The following is a 16,405-nucleotide window of genomic DNA, read 5'->3' as shown; positions in this document are numbered from 1 at the left end:
CTACGGCAACCGGCGATCGCCCTGGAGCATCTGAGTCGCCGCCTCTACAGGCAGGGGACGAGCGAAAAAATAACCCTGGGCCGCCTCACACCCCAGGGTGAGTAGCTGGGTAAGCTGCAACTCGGTTTCGACCCCTTCGGCAATACAGGTCATTTCCAGGTTGTGGGCCAGATCGATGATGGCCTGCACAATGCCCTGGCGGGTGGGCTGCATTTGGTTGACAAAGGAGCGATCGATCTTGAGGGTTTGCACCGAAAACTGGCTGAGGTAGCGCAGGGACGAGTAGCCGGTGCCAAAGTCGTCAATGCTGAGCTGAATGCCTCGACCGCGAATTGCGGCCAGGGTATAGGCAATGCTCTCGGACTGCTCTAGCAAAATGCGCTCGGTGATTTCAAACTTGAGCCAGTGACCCGCTACTCCGGTGTCGGTCAAAATCTGATCGACGGTTTGAATAAACACCGGGTCGCGAAACTGCTGCCCCGACACATTGACGCTGACCTGAAAGCCATCGTCTAAATAGTGGGCGGCGCTCCACTGGGCGATGGTTTCGCACACCTGGCGCAAAATTTGCCCGCCGAGGGGTTTAATCAGCCCCGTGTCTTCGGCTAGATCGATAAATTCACTGGGCATGATCAGCCCTCGGTCGGGGTGCTGCCACCGGGCCAGAGCCTCAAACCCCAGCAGCGATCGCGTCTCGAGCGACACAATCGGCTGATAGTGCACCACAAAGTTCTGTTGTTTGATGGCGAGACGCAGATCGTTTTCGAGGTTGAGCCGCGCGATCGCCTCTTGATACATCTCAAAGCCAAAGATTTCGTAACGGTTGCGACCCAGCTCCTTGGCCCGATAGAGGGCGATATCCACATCCCTAAAAATGTCGTTGCTGTTGGCGTAGGAGCCGTCGCCAATCAAAATGCCGATGCTGACCGAAGTAAAGATGATTTTGCCATCGAGGGTGATGGGGGCTTCGAGCATAGTCTGAATGCGATCGGCTACCTGAATGACCTCGGCGGTGTCGGTAATTTTATCGAGGAAAATGACAAACTCGTCGCCGCCCCAGCGCGACACCATATTGATATTGTGAACGCAGGCTTTTAGCAAATTGGCCACGGCCACCAACAGCTTGTCGCCGAGCAGGTGGCCCAGGCTGTCGTTGACTGCCTTGAAGCGATCGAGGTCAATCATCAGCAGGCCAAAGCGATCGCCGCCATACCAGCTGCACTGCATTAGCTCCAGCTCCAGGCGTTTGGCCAACCAGTCGCGGTTGGGCAGGTGGGTGAGGGCATCGTGCAGGGCATCGTAGCGCAACTGCTGTTCGACTTCGACCCGGCGGCTGACATCCCGCGAGCTGGTGACAATCCCCGTAACCACGCCCGCGTCATCGATCACTGGCTTAGCCAGGGTTTCGAGCCAGATGTGACGGCCCGACTGACACCGAAACCGATAGCAGCTAGGGCTCGATTCGGCCTGCCCCGACAAGGGCTGAAACTGGAACTGAATGCAGTGGCTGTCGGCTGGGTGGCAAAAATCTTGGAGCCGCTTGCCGACTAGATCGGCGGCACCATAGCCCAGCAGGGCTTGGGCCGACGGGCTGACGTATAAAAACTCTCCCTGGGTGTTGTGCAGACAAACCAAATCACTCATGTTGTCGGCAATCAGTCGATAGCGAATTTCACTGCTGCGCAGATCTTGCTCAGCCTGCTGTCGCACCTGAATTTCGGTGATCAGCGATTGGTTCACCGCTGCCAGCTCGGCGGTGCGCTGCTGCACTTGGTGCTCTAGGGATTGGTTAAACTGCTGGAGCTGGAGCTGGGCCCGCCGCAGACTGAGCTGGGTGTTTACCCGAGCCATCACTTCGGCGGTTTTAAACGGCTTAGAAATATAGTCGACGCCGCCCACCGCAAAAGCTTTGACCTTGTCGAGGGCTTCGTCGAGGGCGCTGATAAAAATTACCGGAATATCGCGGGTGGCGGGGTCAGCCTTGAGGGTTTTGCAGACGGTATAGCCGTCGGTGTCGGGCAGCATAATGTCGAGCAAAATCAAGTCGATGGGGGTTGAACGCGCCACCATCAGGGCCATGGCTCCGGTCAGCACGCCCCGCGTTTCGTAGGCCTGCTCCCCCAGCTCCCGAGTCAGCAGATGCAGATTGTCGGGAATGTCATCGACGACCAAAATAATGGGTTTGGGGTTAGGGCGTTCGCTCATCTTCGCGCTGGCAGAGGGACATAAGCTTATCAAATTGAAAGTTGGTCACCCAGCCCTGCAAAGTTTGGCGCTGAGACGCCTGCTCGCTGGGCAGGGCGTCGAGCAGGTGAAGCAGGGCTTTTTGGTCGGCCTGGGTAGCGGCGTTGTACAGGCGATCGCGCCAGTCCTGGGGCATCATAGCTAGGCTACCCACCGGGCAGGAAGCCGTTTCAGCGACTGGGTCGAGGGCCGGGAGGTCGGCATAGACAAACTGTACCCCCAGATGCTGGGCTAGCTTGTCAACAATCACCGTCGGCTGAAACGGCTTGCGAATGAAGTCGTCGCAGCCCGCCGACAGCACCAGCGATTTTTCTTCGTCAAAGACGCTGGCGGTGAGCGCGATGATGGCGGTGGCCTGCCCCTGCACTTCGGCTTTGATCTGACGGGTAGCCTCGTAGCCATCCATCACCGGCATCCGCATGTCCATCCAGATTAGGTGGGGCTGCCAGTCCTGCCACTGGGCGATCGCCTCCTGGCCATTGGCGGCCTCGCGCACCTCAAACCCCAGATCGCTTAAAAACTGCATCAGCAACCAGCGATTGTTGAACTGGTCATCGACCACCAGCAGCCGGTAGGGCGGCTGATCAGGAGCCAGCCCCGTAGCCTGACGCGTTGAGGGGGATGGCGGCAGCTGATCGGCGATCGCCACCGGCACCTGCACCGTAAACTGCGACCCCTGGCCAGGCTGGCTTTGTACCGCAATGGTGCCCCCCATGAGCTGAATTAGCTGATCGCAAATGCGCAGCCCCAGGCCCGTGCCTTCGTTGCTGCCCCGACCCGACTCGGTTTGCGAAAACGCCTGAAACAGCAGCTTTAGCTCCTCGGGGGCAATGCCAAAGCCAGAGTCTATGATCTCAAAGCGCAGCCAGCCGCCCCGCTCAGCCGACCACAGCACCCGCAGCGTCACCTGCCCCGTCTCGGTAAATTTGATCGCATTGTTGAGCAGGTTCATGATCACCTGGCGCAGCTTGCGCTCATCGGCTTGCACAAACTGCGGCAGCTCAGCGCCGCGCTCAACGGTAAAGCCAATTGACTTAGCCTGGGCCCGCAGCAAAAACATACTCTCCAGGTTGGCAATAAAATCGGGCAGGCTAAAGGCCGTGGCGTTGAGGGTCATGCGCCCGGCCTCAATTTTGGCCAGGTCAAGCACGTCGTTAATCAATTCGAGCAGGTGCTCGCCGCTAGATCTGATCAGGTCTAGCTCAGCCCGATGGGGGGCCAGGGCGGACTGGCGACCCAGCAGGTCAGAAAAGCCCAAGATCGCATTGAGGGGAGTGCGCAGCTCGTGGCTCATGTTGGCCAAAAACTCGCTTTTGGCCTGGTTGGCCACCTCAGCGGCTTGCTTGGCCTGCTGCAGCTCCTGGAATTTTTGGGTCAGGATGGTGGCCATCTGCTGAAAATTTTGCACCAGCGATCGCAGCTCTACCACCGGGCTAGAAGGCCACTGAATCGTCCGGCGCTCTTGCACCTGGGTGGGCAGATTGGTGGTGGACTGGGCCAATTCAAACAGCGGCTTCACAAACCGCCGACTGAGCCAGTGGGCAATGGCCACGGCCAGCCCCGTCACCACCATCAGAATAAATAAACTTTTACTGTGCTCTTGCTGCACCTGCTGCACGTGGGGCTGGGCCGGTGACTCGACTACCAGCTTCCACCCGGCAATGGCAGGCAGGGGGGACTCTTCTACAAACCGCGAATTGCGCCAGCGAACGGCGTACAGGGGGCTACCGTTGGTGGGCAGCCAGTGGTAAACCCCTTCACTAAGGGGTACCATGTCGCCGGTTTGGCGCAGGTCAAAGAGGCTGCGCCAGGCCCGCTCTGGGTCTGTGCTGAGCAGCACCTGCTGGTTTTGATCGACTAACGTTATCTGAAAGCCAAGCCCAGTAGCGGTTTCGGTCAGGATGGCTTGCAGGGTAGATAGATTGATTTCGCCCCAGACGCGGCCTTTCACCTGACCCTGGTTGAGCACAGGCTGGCTGAGCAATACGGTGCTGTCTTGAGCGGAGTCGTCGCCCAGGCGATCGCGCGATAGGGAGGGCTTCAAGTCGTTGGTGGCCTGGCCGGGGTCAGGCAGCCTGAGCGCATGGGCTAGGCCGTGGTCACTGTCGGCCTGGGCCACAATCTCATTGGCCTCGTTAGTAACGACCAAATGCTGAAAATCTGAAACCAGCGCTTGAATGGTTTGGGCCTGAACTTGAAGCGTGCTCTGGGTCTGCGGCGATCGGAGAGTAGAGCCCGCCACCTGAGCCGCAGTAGCTGCCAGAGCTGTGGTCGCCCTCACATGGCGGTCGTACCAGGCCTCAATGCGACCGGCCAAGGGCTGGGAAAACAAATTGAGATGAATCTGCTCCTCGGTCACCACCTGGGCAACCACCCCGTGGCTAGCCTGCGCCATTAAAATCAGCGTCGGGAAAAAGGCCGCCGCCACCAGCAGATTAAACAGAGTTTGCTGAAGCGATAGTGCGCTGGCCGCCTGGGGCCGTCCTATCCAGCGGTGGAGGGGGGTGTAGGACAGCAGCAGACTCGCCACCAGGGCGTTAAAGATGCCGTTGACCCCCTGCTTGAGCATGATGATCTGGGTTTGGTTGGAGTCTACCTCCAAAACCAGGTGGTAAAACAACCACACCAGCGGCATGCCGATGAGTACCCAGTAAATAGCATTGACCAGCACCAGGTTACGCCGAGAGTGACGAGCATAAAAAAACGCGACAAACAAAAATTCGGCAGCAAAGATAATAATGGCGTAGGGGTGATTCCAGAGAAAGTAGGTAATGCTAGCGGCCACTACCGCGGCCACTGCGCCCCAGCGGGTGCCATAGTAGCTGAGCACCAGCCACACAGCGATCGTGCCAAACAGAAAGTCAATACGAAAGAAGAATGACCAGCGCAAGTAATTGCCCATCACCCCCAAAATCAGCAGACTAATTAACCCCAAGGAACTCTGCTGAGCGATCGCCCTTTGCTGATGTGCCGACAAGTCTCCTGCAACGTTGTTCATGGTTCTTGGTTGCTGTTATCCATGCTGATAGGGCTGCATCTAAGTTTACGCTTGAGACCCTTGGGGTTTGTGATGCTAGCCTTGGGTCTGTCAGCGCCGCTACCGACGATCTTAGGGTTCCCAACCGATGACTAAACCCTCTTGGCAACCGCAGTTAGCTGACTAAGCATCAGCCGACGTCAAGTGATATCCTCAAGTGAACGCTGTTTGGGCCTAAATTCGGTATACATCCTTACTTTTCTTAACCTGCTAGCTCAATGCCTAGCTTTACTGTTTAATCAAGTCTTTGAAGTGACGTTTTTTTACTAGCTTTTGCCGCCGACAAGAGAAGTTTAAGTCAGCTCAACCTAGGACAGAATTAGGGCAGCGAGTTGTCACCAAAACTAACTTTTTAGTTATTTCCCTTCTTTCTAGAAGTAGTTGCCGAGTCGAAATAGACAGAGGTCAATGACAAGAGTCACTCTGATTATGAGTAGCCGCGATCGCCCCCTTGGTCAAAATTTGGCCCTTGTAATCGTCGCTCAATAGCTGAGAAGCGAATCACAACAGTTAGTGAAAACTAGCAGTAATAAGGAGGAAGTATACGGTTACGACAGCAGGCATGGAAGGCCGCCAGCGCCATGTGCTAGTAGGTAGCTGGGACAAGTTCTGAAAGTTGTCGTGACGCAAGCCAACGCCATGAACGCTCCGCAGGCTAGATGCTCATTGGCGTTGGTAAAAGAGCATGCCATGCGTTTGGAGCGGATCCAAGTGCTCTGGATGGACTAAAGCTACAGCGGCGACATTTTTCCCTCGCCGGCGGGCTAGTGATTCAGGCCCGAGTTGAGGTCATCAGCCGCCCTGGTAAAGCATCTGATCCCTTGCCCAGGCGCTAGATGATGGAGCCTGCACTGCGCGGGCTGAACCAGCATCAACGTTAGATTTCAGCGGTTAATTTAAATTCTCTCTGGCCTGCTGAGTAGGGGCAACCGAACCTCTGAGTACAGAAATCGCCGCTTGTAAAATTTGTCGTCTCAGTCAAAAATTGCCCTTAGGTAACCCATAGTTGAATCACCACCGAGCCGCCATGACGACGATTCTGGAACAGGGTAATATCTCGATTCATACCGAGAATATTTTTCCGATTATCAAAAAAGCGCTCTACTCAGAGCACGAAATTTTTTTACGGGAGCTGGTCTCCAACGCCGTTGACGCCATCAAAAAGCTCTCTATGGTGGCGCGATCGGGCGAATACTCCGGCGACATCAGCGCCCCCGAGATCGAAATCAAATTCGATAAAGACAAAAAGACGCTCAGCATCGCCGACACCGGCATCGGCATGACCGCCGACGAGGTAAAACAGTACATCAACCAGGTGGCTTTCTCCAGCGCTGAAGAGTTCATCACTAAGTATAAAGACAGCGCTGCCGCTGACCCGATCATTGGCCACTTTGGTCTGGGCTTTTACTCGTCATTTATGGTGGCTAGCACCGTCGAGATCGATACCCTCTCCTACAAAGACGGGGCCGAAGCCGTGCATTGGAGCTGCGACGGCTCGACCCAGTTTGAGCTGAGCGCCTCCGATCGCACCACCGTCGGCACCACCATCACCCTGACCCTGATGGAGGGCGAAGAAGAATATCTCGAACCGGCCCGTATTCGGCAGTTGATTAAAACCTACTGCGACTTCATGCCGGTGCCGATCAAGATCGACGGCGAAGTCGTCAACAAGCACGAAGCCCCCTGGAAGCAGTCGCCCAGCAGCCTCACCGACGACGACTATTTAGAGTTCTACCGCTACCTCTACCCTTTTCAGGAAGACCCGCTGTTGTGGATTCACCTCAACACCGACTACCCCTTCGTGGTCAACGGCATTCTTTACTTCCCCAAGCTCAAGCCCGATATCGACATCACCAAGAGCAGCATTAAGCTCTACTGTAACCAGGTGTTTGTCACCGACAACTGCGAAGAGGTGGTGCCGCGCTTCCTGCTGCCCCTGCGCGGCGTGATCGACAGCACCGACATTCCGCTGAATGTGAGCCGGAGCTTTTTGCAGGGCGATCGCACCGTGCGCCGCATCGCCGACTACATCGCCAAAAAAGTGGGCGACAGCCTCAAGGCGCTGTATCGTGACGACCCCGCCAAATACATCGCTAGCTGGCAAGACCTGGGCAACTTCGTCAAATTTGGCTCCCTCAACGACGATAAGTTCAAAGAGCAGGTCAAAGACATTCTGATCTTCCGCACCACCGCCAAACTGGGCGAAGCTGAGGAAGCGCCCAAAGTCGAAGTGCAAACCGACGAAGGGGATGCCTGGTCGGAAGTCTCTGATGCCGCTAAGCCCGCTACCGACGCCAAGGGAAACTTCTACACCACCCTGAGTGAGTACCTAGAGCGCAACAAAGACAAGCACGAAAACCGCGTCTTTTACGCCACCGACGAAGTCTCCCAAGCCACCTACATCGAGCTGTTCAAAAGCCAGAGCCTAGAACTGCTGTTCATGGATTCGTTCATCGACACGCACTTTATTCCTACCCTGGAGCGGGAATACTCTGACGTGAAATTTGTGCGCGTCGATGCTGACCTCGACGACACTCTGCTCGACAAAGAAAAGCAGAGCGAAATTGTTGACCCGGCCACCAACAAAACCCGCGACGACGAAATTAAGGAGATGTTTGAGCAGGCGATCAGCCGCCCCCGCGTCAACGTCAAACCCCAGGCGTTGAAGGGCGAAGGTGCGCCCCCGGCCATGGTGCTGCTGCCCGAGGAAGCCCGCCGCATGCAGGAAACCATGGCAATGATTCAGCAGCAGGAGATGCAGTTCCCCGACGACCACGTGCTGATGGTGAATACCGCTCACCCGCTGATTCAAAACCTGCTGGGCCTGAGCCAGAGCACAATTATTGGGGCCGACGGCGGCAGCTCTCCGGCGGGCGATCTGGCCAGGATGATCTGCAACCAGGTCTACGACACGGCGCTGATGGCCCAAAAGGGCTTTGATGCCGATGGTATGAAGACTTTTGTGGAGCGATCGAACACGCTGCTAACCAAGTTGACCGAGCGGTAGGAAGGTTACTCTGTGAAGCTAGATCCCTGGGTTCTTCAAGAACCCAGGGATCTTTGGCTCTTCTAGTTATTTAGAATCCATGGAGCGGCGGGGTTTAGACTGCCCCGTACGCGACAGGTTGTAGGACTGTGAAAACGCCTTTTTACGGGCGCTGGCTACGTTGCCGCTCTGGTAGTCAGCCTCTAAATCTTCCAGAATGGATTGCTCTTCTAATAGGGCTTCGCTGGGGGCCATACAGGCCATGGCGACGCGGGCATTGGCTAGGGACAGGCTAGCAGCGGCATAGTTGCCCTGGTCGGAGTACTGAACGGCTTCGCGGCGGGCGCGGGCGGCCATCAGCAGGGCGACCTGCTCCTGCACCGAGGCATCGGCGGGGAAGTCGCTGAACTGCTCGGAGTTGACTAGGGGCAGCTCCAGCCCGGCCCGCAGCACCTGCCGACCGGGCTGTTCCGCGTCATCCCAGGCGAGGCGCACCTGCATCAGTTCGTCGCTGCGCTCTAGGGCGGGCACCTGCAAGCGCACCACTACCTGAACCTGTGACCCCACCATCAGGTTGGGCAGTTTGTAACGCCGAGTGTCGGTCATATCAAAGTCATTCAGCACGTCCATCACTGTGACGCCGTTGCCTGGCTTAATGCCCAGACTGACGCGCTGGCCCAGGGTGGCCGCCAGCCCCGACAGCTCGGTTTCAAAAATTGTCGGTAGCTGGTCGGCAGACTCGATGTGGAAAAAGTTGCCGTCGCCGCTGCGGGCCATGGCGGCGAGCAGGTCTTCACTGTAGTCGTTGCCGATGCCGAGGGTGGTGGTGCTGACGCCGCGCTGGGCCAGGCCGTGGACGTCATTGGCGATCGCATCCGGTCTAGTTTCCCCCACATTGGCCAATCCATCGGAGAGCACAATTACTCGGTTGAGCTGGGCGGGGTTGAGGTACTGGCTGACCTGCACCCCACCCTCGACCCACCCGGCATGGAGGGCCGTTGAGCCCCGCGAGTGAACGTGGCTGAGCTTTTCGAGCAGGGTATTTTTGTCGGTGGCCAGGGTGCTGGGCACCAGGGTTTCGATGCGGTCATCGAAGAGGACGACGCTGATGCGATCGCAGGGCAGCAAATTCTCCACCGCAAAGCGGGCGGCTTCGCGGGCATAATGCATTTTCTGCCCCTGCATGGAGCCAGAGCGATCGATTGCCAGGCTGAGGTTGAGCGGCACGCGATCGGCCTTGAGGGTGACGGCTGGGGGCGTGATTCGCACCAGCACATCCAGGGTCATGGGCTGCTGGGTGACGATCGCCCCGTGGAGCGGAATCAATTCGACAGTGGGAAGAGCGGGTTTGGCTTGGGTCATGGTGGCCTCTGGGTGGATTTGAGGTGGGCGAGATGGGCAGCAATCAGTTGCAGCAGGCTGTCCCGTTCGTGGGCGGTAGATGGCGCTACAAAGTCTTGCCGAATGTGGAGCTCTAGACCGTCGAGAACTTCGAGTCGAGTCCAGGTTTGGGGGGGCGATGAGGCGGACTGGGACGGGGGCGCTGCCGGGGTCGGGGAATCAGGGGCGGCCTGCAACCCTGGCATGGCTGACTGCTTTTGTGCCGAGGCCGAGCGGTCGAGGGAGGACATGGCGGGGCGATCGCGAATTTGAGACAAAAACGCCAGCGCCGGGTTCGCGGCCTCAACTTTGAGGTGAACGCCTCCTTGCAAAATGTTTTCCAAGGCCGCGTCCGACTGGCCGCCGATCAGGCTGCCGATGGAGCTGGTGCTGTAGCCCTCTGCTAGCAAGCGGCGCAGCACCAACAATTGCAGTAGATGCCGGTAGGTATACCGAGCTTCGCGCCCCTGCTTGAGGGGCTTATCTAACCATCCCTGAGTGGTGTAGTGGCGCACCAGCCGAGGGTTGACCGGCTCTTGCCCACGATTACCAGAACCCTGGTCGGGCAAAAACTGCGGCAGTAGGTCGTTGGTCACCTCAACGAAGCGATCTAAGACCATCTCGGGCTGTTGCTGGGCAATTTGTTGCAACATGCTCATAGACCCATCATAGTCACTTGCAAATTAAAATGTCAATGACATTAAAAAATGTAAGTGTATGCCCGTGACCCTCACCTATCCACCCCATGCCATCCCCCGTTGTTCTGATTACCGGCTGTCCAGATACTTTGAGCGCCGCCCCCGCCTGGGGGGCGGCGAAGGCATCAACACTCGTCTAGCGTTGATCAAGTGATTTGGTTATAGCTGCATCAACTTTGAGCGATTTCGGCTCCGCTGCCTCATCTGCTGGCAGTCTTCTCCAACCACTGCATAGGTATCCTAGGAGAGCCGGTTCTATTTTCGTTAGATCGTAGGTTGAGGAGACGACTAAATGTATGGCAACCTTACCAGTCTTAGCTGGCCAGCACATTGCCCTAGTCTGGTTAGGAGTAGCCTTGGGGTTGGGTCATGGTGGTGCAGTCATTCCTCCAGCTCTAGCAGAATCGCAACCCTTGGTAGAGATTCCCTCAGAATCTGACTTGGTTTCACCACCGGATGAAACATCTGAGCCAGTCATGCTTACCCTGCCCGACTTGCTCAACCTGACTCTGGCGGGCAACCGCGAGTTGCGCAACCAGGCCCTAGGGCGCATTGTGCAGCGGCAGCAGCTCGCCGCCGCTGAGCAAACCTTTAACCCGCGTCTAACGCCAACCCTGCGGGTCGATGCCACTCGCAGGCGCTCCGACGATAGCGGTTTCATCGAGTCGACTCCCGGTTCAGTTCTGTTGGGGGGCAGTGACACCGACCTCGACCAGCAGGTGCGGCTCGACACCACCCTCACCACTCGTCTGGGCACCAGTTTTGAGCTGGGGCTAACGCCCTTTGAGGATGGGTCACCCCTACAATTTAGAGTCAGCCAACCCCTGCTGCGGGGCTTTGGCACGGCTGTCAACGAAGCCCCGCTCAACCAGGCCCGCCTGAGCGAAACTCGTAACCAGCTAGCCCTACGCAGCACCGTCATCGACACCCTGACCACCGCCATTCTCAGCTATAACAACCTGATCAACGCCCAGGCCAAGGTCGAGATTCAGGCCCAGGCTTTGGAGCGGCGGCAGCAGCAGCTCGACATTGTGCAGGCTTTAGTAGAGGCGGGGCGGCGGGCTCCCATTGACCTGTTTGAACCCGAGCGATCGCTAGCCGATGCCCAGCGCAGCCTAGTCGATGCCCAAAACCAGCTCGATCAGGCCAATAGCACCCTACTCAACCTCATCGGCACCGATCGCAACCTGCGCTTTGTGGCATCGGTAGAAACCATTGCCGAGCTGTTCACTGCTGCTGCCGCCCAGCTTGCCACCTACCAGCCAGAAGCCTTGGTGATCCTGGCCCTAGACCAGCGCACCGACTACCGGCAGGCCCAACTCCAGCGACAGCAGCAAGAACTCGACCTGCTAGTGGCTCAAGATAACCTACGCTGGCAGCTCGATGCCGTTGCCGATGGCACCCTGGGCGATCGCTCCCGCAGCGCTGTGGGGCTAGTGGCCAGCCGCACCTTTGGCGACCCCCAGCCCGAAACCAACCGGGTAGCTAGCGACATCACCCTGCAACAGCAAGACAATACCCTAGCCCAGCTGCAAGACGAAATTCGCAACGATGTTATCGCCGGGCTCAGCTCAGCTCAGTCGAGCCTCAGGCAGGTGGTCGCCGCCGAGCGGGCTACCCTCAACGCCCGCCTTCAGCTCGCTGCCGATCAAGAGCAGTTTCGCTTAGGGCGAAGCAACACGCTGTTTCAGCTAATCGATCAAGAAGAAGCGCTGGTGACGGCTGAAACCAACGAGCTGGCGGCCCGTATCGACTTTCTCAACAGCGTTGCGCAGCTAGAGCAGACTGTAGGCATTACGCTCGATCGCTGGGCGACGGAGCTAGAGATTGCCCCTGAATTGCAAGAATAGGTGAGGGGACAAACGCAAACGGCAGCACCTTTTGTTCCAAATCACTGCCGCTCACCTCGATTTCAAGCTAATCCCTCGCATAGGCTGATTTTGCTCGGCTTACAGAGCAGGGTTTATCCGTCTAGAGTAGGCTGTCGCTGTCCAATTTCTGTCCTGAGAACCCATCGTGAGATAGACGGCTTAAGGAGAAACATCCGTAAACATACTTAAATAACGAGTTCTCCTACCGCCATGCTAGACGTCATTAGTTCCACAGTTAGGCCGCTGCTGCTGGATGATCAAGTGCTAGAGGTGGCTTACCGACTTTATATGACTGCTCCTAGGGGTGGCTCTCCTGCCATTAGCCTGAAGCGGTTATCGGAAATGACTGGCAAAACGCCCTTAAAATGTCGCAACGCCATTGTGGAAGCCAATGGGCTGGGCCGCTTCCCTGACTGCGAACTCCATCCGTAGGCGTCTCATTACAGGCTACACTTTGGGATAGTTAAGGGAAGACTACACTGAGTCGGGCACTGCCCCTTGCCCTGGCTGTGGTCTGCCTTGCCCCTGTAATGATGCCGCCCCCGTGATGTTGTTAAAGCGCCTGGAACCCTTGCTGAGCCGCAAGCGGGTAGCCATTGCCGAGGCGTGCGTCATCGGGCTGGTGTCGGGGCTAGCGGCGGTGCTGCTCAAGCAGGGAGTCGAGCTACTTACCCTGTGGCGCACCTCCAGTACTTTACCCCTATGGCTGGCGCTACCCACTATTGGGCTGGTGGGCGGTTGGCTGTCAGGCTGGTCGGTCGAACGACTGGCCCCAGAGGCTTCAGGCAGCGGCATTCCTCAGGTCAAGGCGGCGCTCGGTTTCGCCAAAATTCCGCTGAATCTGCGGGTGGCGCTGGTCAAGCTAGGCAGCACACTCTTGGCGCTGGGGTCAGGCCTTTCTTTGGGAAGGCAGGGGCCAACGGTGCAAATTGGTGCGGGCTTGGCGGCGCAGCTAAGTCGCTGGGTACCAACCTCGCCCGAGTATCGGCGGCAGCTAATTTCTGCTGGTGCGGCGGCTGGTTTGGCCGCTGGTTTTAATGCCCCCATTGCTGGGGTGCTGTTTGTGGTCGAAGAGCTGCTGCAAGATTTTTCTGACCTCACTCTGGGCAGCGCTATCTTGGCGTCGTTTATTGGGGCCGTGGTGTCGCGGCTGCTGGGGGGGCAGGGGCTAAATCTGACGATGGATGCCCGACCCATCAGCCTTTCAGTCCATGATCTGCCTTTTTTGATTATTTTGGGACTAATGGCCGGGCTGCTGGGGTCGCTATTTCGGCGGGGCATTTTTGGCAGTTTGGCGTTTTTTCGCCAGTTTAAGCAGTTGGGATTGCCGGGGCGCATTGGCCTGGCGGGTCTGGTCACGGGTCTGGTGGGGGTGTTTGTGCCGGTAGCGGCAATTGATAACACTGGGCTGCAAGAGTTTTTTGTGACGGGATCGGCTGGGTGGCAAATGATCGCGATCGCCTTTGTCGCCAAGTTTTTGCTAACGCTGCTGGCCTACGGCTCTGGAGCACCGGGGGGAATTTTTGCCCCCTCGCTGGTGCTGGGGGCGGCGTTGGGCTGCCTGGTGAGCTTCTTTGCCCAAGGCGTCTACACCGGCTTTGGGGCTTGGCCCCTGCCGGCTGATTTGGCCACCACCACCACCTACGCGCTGACGGGCATGGGCGCGTTTTTTAGCGCGGTGACGGGGGTGCCGATCACGGCGATCGTGATCGTGTTTGAGATGACCGCCAACTTTAACCTGGTGCTGCCCCTGATGATTGGCTCAGGGGTGGCCTACCTGATTGCCGATCGCGCCAACGATGGCTCGATCTATAACCGCCTGCTCGCCCTCCAGGGCATTCACCTAGAGCCGGTGCCCCAGGCCAACAACCCCTGGGGCCACCTCAAGGCGGCAGATTTAATGCAGCGGCGGGTCGAAACCCTCTCTAGCCAGATGAGCCTGCCCGAGGTGGCGCAGGCGTTTTCGCGATCGCACCATCGCGGCTTTCCAGTGCTCGAAGACGGTCGCTTGGTGGGCATCGTCACCCAGAGCGACCTGAGCGACTCCACTACCCAGGGCCTAGATGACTACGTCACCCTGGCCGATATTATGACCACCCAGCCGGTCACTGTCGCCCCCGACGCCACTTTGCCCCGCGTGCTGCACCTGCTCAACCGGCTTAAGCTCAGCCGCCTGCCCGTCACCCAGGGCAACAAGCTGGTGGGCATCATTACCCGCGCCGACATCATTCGCGCCGAGTGCGACCAGGTCAGCGGCGACCAACTCGAACTTGGCCCCCAGGCCGAACCCTCCTACATGGTGTTTCAACAGCAGGCTCCTGCCATCGGCCAGGGACGACTGCTGGTGCCCCTGGCTGACCCCCGCACCGCACCCGATTTGATTAAGATTGCGGCGGCGATCGCCCACGGTCTGCACTACGAGTTGGAATGTATCCACGTCGTCCCCGTGCCCCGCAGCGTCGCCCCCGCCGAAGCCAAAGTCGATTTGCAGAAAGTCGAGCCCCTGCGTCAGCTTGCCCTTTCCTATGCCGAAAATAGTGGCCTATCGGTGCATTTTCAGGTACGGGCCGCCCACGAAATTGGTCGCACCCTGCTCGAAGTGATCAAAGAGCGCCACATCGACCTGGTGCTGATGGGCTGGCACCACCCCAGCCTCACCCCCGGTCGCGTCATCAGCGGCGTGGTCGATACCTTAATTCGTCAGGCTCCCTGCCAGGTGGTTGTGGTGCGCCCCGGTCGCAACCTCACCTTCGATCGCTGGCTAATCCCCACCGCAGGCGGCCCCAATGCCCAAAGCGCCCAGGCTCTGCTGCCTGGCCTGCTCACCCTGGGCCACTCCCCAGAAATTCAGCTCTGCACCATCTGTCACCCCGAGAAGGGCGAGTGCCTTACGCCTCAACACATCTCCGAGATGGCCGATGAGCTAGAGGCTACTTTGCGGCGGCCTGTCTATACCCAGGTGCTGACTCATCCCTCGGTTTCAGATGCGATCGTTGATATGGCAAACCTGTGTCACAGCGACGCCATTTTACTCGGCGCTTCCCGCGAAAACCTGCTAAGCCAGGTCATTAAGGGCAATGTGCCATTGGAAATTGCCCAAAACACCGACATCACCATCATCCTGCTACGTCAAGTCGAAACCCAAAACTAGAAGCGACCTAAACCTTAGCTGCCAAACTGTCGTGCAGCCATCGCTTGTAGACTATCGACGAAAACGTTTTAATCTTCGTGGCGACGACCATAAAAAAGCCGCCTTTTAGGCGGCCCGTATTCGACACAAATCACGCTAATGATTACCAGTAGCTAACGATACGGTCACCAACGTTCATATGAAAACTGATAGCGTATCGTGTCTGTGGCTTAGGTGTCTCCTTCTGTCGACTCCTCTTGCTTACGCCGTAGCGCAGCTACTCCCATTCCAAGCAGGCCAGGCAGCAGGAATGGGGTTGGAATTTCCTCGGTTGTGATGCTCACTCCGTAAGTACCCGAGCCGTTCGGTACACCGGTAAACGAAAGGCTACCAAAGCCAGCGACTTCGCCGCTGGAATCAATAAACCGGCCGCTTAGGGGAGCCAAACCACCAATGGATACAAAGTTCCTATTTTGGAATCGGGTTCTGACTAATTGTCCTGCATCTAAAGCAAAGGTAAAGCCGTTGCTCAATGTAAAGAAATCAGAAATTTCCGCAAAGCTGTACAGCCCTTGGGTAATTCCGTCACCAGAAGGGTCATTGTCAAAGGGGTCTACGCGGTCAATCGTGAAGGACGAGATCAGCGAGGTAATGGTTACCCCGGCAAAATCGCCGGTCGTTGTTCCCAAATTTGGTGCCCCAAGGTTAAAGGTGTCGGTGCCAGGGTTAACGCCTGGATTAACTCCCGACAGGGAGTTGCTGAAGGAGATGCTGCCATATAGACTGGCTGCGTAGGCTTCATCTGCATTAAATACAGTTGCAATTGAACCCATTGCCGCTGCACCCGCAACAGCTAGGCTAAGCTTGGAAAGTGTTTTCATGGCTTCAATCCTCATCCAAATATAGAGATTTAGTTCAAACTAACTTTGGGCAATGTAGCTGCGGTAGATGAGAAATTCGTGTTCTTAGCTGTGCCCTAAAGTATTAGAAATCCCTGATCCGAGGGGGCAGACTATAAGCTGATTGGTTGGGAGATGCAGTGCAGTGGAACGTTGTTGC

At 57.4% G+C, this 16,405-nt stretch carries 10 protein-coding genes; 5 read left to right on the top strand and 5 right to left on the bottom strand.

Annotated features, from left to right (window positions below):
• Positions 1 to 2,205, bottom strand: a complete 2,205-nt coding sequence (locus tag H6G07_RS10545) for a two-component system response regulator (protein ID WP_073608321.1) — start codon at positions 2,203 to 2,205, stop codon at positions 1 to 3.
• Positions 2,189 to 5,242 (bottom strand): hybrid sensor histidine kinase/response regulator, encoded by a 3,054-nt coding sequence (locus H6G07_RS10540; protein ID WP_199312019.1) that lies wholly within the window; start codon positions 5,240 to 5,242, stop codon positions 2,189 to 2,191. Before H6G07_RS10540 ends, H6G07_RS10545 begins: the two co-directional genes overlap by 17 nt.
• Positions 5,243 to 6,308: 1,066 nt before the next feature.
• Between H6G07_RS10540 and htpG the strand changes: the two genes are divergently transcribed.
• Positions 6,309 to 8,288, top strand: a complete 1,980-nt coding sequence (gene htpG / locus H6G07_RS10535; RefSeq protein ID WP_073608322.1) for a molecular chaperone HtpG — start codon at positions 6,309 to 6,311, stop codon at positions 8,286 to 8,288.
• Between the two features lie 66 nt (positions 8,289 to 8,354).
• On the opposite strand, the gene H6G07_RS10530 is transcribed toward htpG, so the two are convergent.
• The gene (locus H6G07_RS10530; RefSeq protein WP_073608323.1) at positions 8,355 to 9,629 is read right to left on the bottom strand and encodes a vWA domain-containing protein; all 1,275 of its coding nucleotides are present in this window, start codon (positions 9,627 to 9,629) and stop codon (positions 8,355 to 8,357) included.
• The gene (locus H6G07_RS10525) at positions 9,626 to 10,300 is read right to left on the bottom strand and encodes a MerR family transcriptional regulator (RefSeq protein WP_242026725.1); all 675 of its coding nucleotides are present in this window, start codon (positions 10,298 to 10,300) and stop codon (positions 9,626 to 9,628) included. Before H6G07_RS10525 ends, H6G07_RS10530 begins: the two co-directional genes overlap by 4 nt.
• Before the next feature lie 64 nt (positions 10,301 to 10,364).
• On the opposite strand from H6G07_RS10525, the gene H6G07_RS26675 reads away from it, so the two are divergent.
• The 4 genes from H6G07_RS26675 (at position 10,365) to H6G07_RS10510 (ending at position 15,367) form a co-directional block, all read left to right on the top strand.
• Positions 10,365 to 10,499, top strand: coding sequence for a hypothetical protein (locus H6G07_RS26675; protein ID WP_277882065.1), 135 nt, complete (start codon positions 10,365 to 10,367; stop codon positions 10,497 to 10,499).
• Positions 10,500 to 10,641: 142 nt separating this feature from the next.
• Positions 10,642 to 12,195, top strand: coding sequence for a TolC family protein (locus H6G07_RS10520; RefSeq protein WP_073608325.1), 1,554 nt, complete (start codon positions 10,642 to 10,644; stop codon positions 12,193 to 12,195).
• A gap of 231 nt (positions 12,196 to 12,426) precedes the next feature.
• Positions 12,427 to 12,648 (top strand): hypothetical protein, encoded by a 222-nt coding sequence (locus tag H6G07_RS10515; RefSeq protein WP_073608326.1) that lies wholly within the window; start codon positions 12,427 to 12,429, stop codon positions 12,646 to 12,648.
• 115 nt (positions 12,649 to 12,763) lie between these two features.
• On the top strand, positions 12,764 to 15,367 hold the full coding sequence (locus H6G07_RS10510; RefSeq protein WP_073608327.1) for a chloride channel protein: 2,604 nt from the start codon (positions 12,764 to 12,766) through the stop codon (positions 15,365 to 15,367).
• Positions 15,368 to 15,576: 209 nt separating this feature from the next.
• On the opposite strand, the gene H6G07_RS10505 is transcribed toward H6G07_RS10510, so the two are convergent.
• Entirely contained in the window at positions 15,577 to 16,227 is a 651-nt protein-coding gene (locus H6G07_RS10505; RefSeq protein ID WP_171973000.1) for a PTPA-CTERM sorting domain-containing protein, read from the bottom strand.
• Positions 16,228 to 16,405 lie beyond the last annotated feature (178 nt).

The organism is Phormidium tenue FACHB-1052 (assembly GCF_014696675.1).
In the GTDB taxonomy this organism is placed as follows: domain Bacteria; phylum Cyanobacteriota; class Cyanobacteriia; order Phormidesmidales; family Phormidesmidaceae; genus Nodosilinea; species Nodosilinea tenuis_A.
The sequence above is the reverse complement of the archived record's forward strand: the minus strand, read 5'-3'. Positions and strand labels throughout refer to the sequence as shown.

Coding starts and splice junctions, on each gene's coding strand:
- H6G07_RS10545 (WP_073608321.1), bottom strand. CDS start 2,205: ATGAGCGAACGCCCTAACCCCAAACCCATTATTTTGGTCGTCGATGAC.
- H6G07_RS10540 (WP_199312019.1), bottom strand. CDS start 5,242: ATGAACAACGTTGCAGGAGACTTGTCGGCACATCAGCAAAGGGCGATC.
- htpG (WP_073608322.1), top strand. CDS start 6,309: ATGACGACGATTCTGGAACAGGGTAATATCTCGATTCATACCGAGAAT.
- H6G07_RS10530 (WP_073608323.1), bottom strand. CDS start 9,629: ATGACCCAAGCCAAACCCGCTCTTCCCACTGTCGAATTGATTCCGCTC.
- H6G07_RS10525 (WP_242026725.1), bottom strand. CDS start 10,300: ATGTTGCAACAAATTGCCCAGCAACAGCCCGAGATGGTCTTAGATCGC.
- H6G07_RS26675 (WP_277882065.1), top strand. CDS start 10,365: ATGCCCGTGACCCTCACCTATCCACCCCATGCCATCCCCCGTTGTTCT.
- H6G07_RS10520 (WP_073608325.1), top strand. CDS start 10,642: ATGGCAACCTTACCAGTCTTAGCTGGCCAGCACATTGCCCTAGTCTGG.
- H6G07_RS10515 (WP_073608326.1), top strand. CDS start 12,427: ATGCTAGACGTCATTAGTTCCACAGTTAGGCCGCTGCTGCTGGATGAT.
- H6G07_RS10510 (WP_073608327.1), top strand. CDS start 12,764: ATGTTGTTAAAGCGCCTGGAACCCTTGCTGAGCCGCAAGCGGGTAGCC.
- H6G07_RS10505 (WP_171973000.1), bottom strand. CDS start 16,227: ATGAAAACACTTTCCAAGCTTAGCCTAGCTGTTGCGGGTGCAGCGGCA.